Source organism: Polaromonas sp. CG_9.5 (genome assembly GCF_035984465.1).
Classification (GTDB): Bacteria; Pseudomonadota; Gammaproteobacteria; order Burkholderiales; family Burkholderiaceae_C; genus Polaromonas.
Window position 1 is genome coordinate 1 of the sequence record NZ_JAXCHR010000071.1, and the last position, 1,252, is coordinate 1,252.

The 1,252-nt window shown below is 55.0% G+C and carries 1 protein-coding gene; it reads left to right on the forward strand.

Annotated features, from left to right (window positions below; all coding sequences use genetic code 11):
* Positions 1 to 120 precede the first annotated feature (120 nt).
* Positions 121 to 1,244, forward strand: a protein-coding gene (locus tag RCH06_RS17845) for an IS3 family transposase (RefSeq protein ID WP_327082804.1) whose coding sequence is annotated in 2 segments (ribosomal slippage) — positions 121 to 334 and positions 334 to 1,244 — 1,125 coding nt in all. Because the reading frame shifts where the segments join, the coding sequence is not laid out codon by codon here.
* Positions 1,245 to 1,252: the final 8 nt, after the last annotated feature.

Below are 1,252 nucleotides of genomic sequence, written 5' to 3' on the forward strand. Positions count from 1 at the left end.
TGTGGTGGTCTAATTTAAAAAGACACAACGATAGGTTGTCAAAACGAAACGGCAACTTACGTGAACAATTCCAAATCCAGAAGAGTCTTTGACCCCAGCTTCAAACTACAGGTCGTTCAAATGATCAAGACCCAGGGTCTGAGCGTCGGACAGGTCTGCAAAGACATGAGCTTGGGAGCCACTGCCGTCAGGCGATGGCTGGTGCAGTTTGAGGCCGAGCAGTTGGGGCAACGCGGTATTGGCAAACCCTTGACCGCAGAGCACCAGCGTATTCGCCAACTCGAGAGCGAGAACCGTCAACTGCGAGGCGATGTAGAGATATTAAAAAAAGCCTCGGCCTTCTTTGCCCGAGAACTCAAATGAGCCATGCGCTTATTGGGGATTTAAAGAAGGCCGCACCCGTCGCTCAAGCTTGCCGTGTCCTGGGCATTAGCCGCTCAGGCTATTACAGCGCAGCCAAGTCAAGACTGACGGTGCCCAAGGTCTGCGCCGCCAGTGTGCATCTCAAAGCGGCCTTCGCCGCCAGTGGGCGCACCTATGGCAGCCGCAGGTTATGCGCCGCATTGCAGTCGCAGGGCCTGAGTATCGGGCGTCACCGGGTACGCAGCCTGATGCGGGCCAATCAGCTGAGCTCGCTCTGGAGACGCAAATTCATCCACACGACCGACAGCAAGCACACCATGCCAGTCACTGGCAATGTGCTGGACAGGCAGTTCACAAGGGCCTTGCCCAATCAAGCTTGGGTGAGTGACATCACTTACATCCGAACTCGCAGCGGCTGGCTGTATTTGGCTGCGGTGCTGGACCTGCATTCGCGCAAGATTGTTGGCTGGGCGATGGCTCCCCGGATGCCTGCAACACTGGTCTGTGCGGCCTTGCAGATGGCTATCGCGCAGCGCAATCCTGCCCCTGGCCTGGTGGTGCATTCAGACCGAGGCACGCAGTACGCCAGTGGTCTGCATCAGGCACTGCTGAGTCAGCATGGCTTGGCGGGTAGCATGAGCCGAAAAGGCAATTGCTGGGACAACGCGGTAATGGAGCGTTTTTTCCTGAATTTGAAGATGGAGCGCGTTTGGCAAAAAGACTATGCCAACCACGCAGAAGCCATCACGGACATTGCAGACTACATCGTGAACTTTTATAACGCTGTGCGTCTGCATTCAACTCTGGGCAACTTGTCACCTATTGCTTTCGAGCATCAATCGGCAACTATCAAACTTATCGAACTGTCCGAAATAACTTGACCACCACA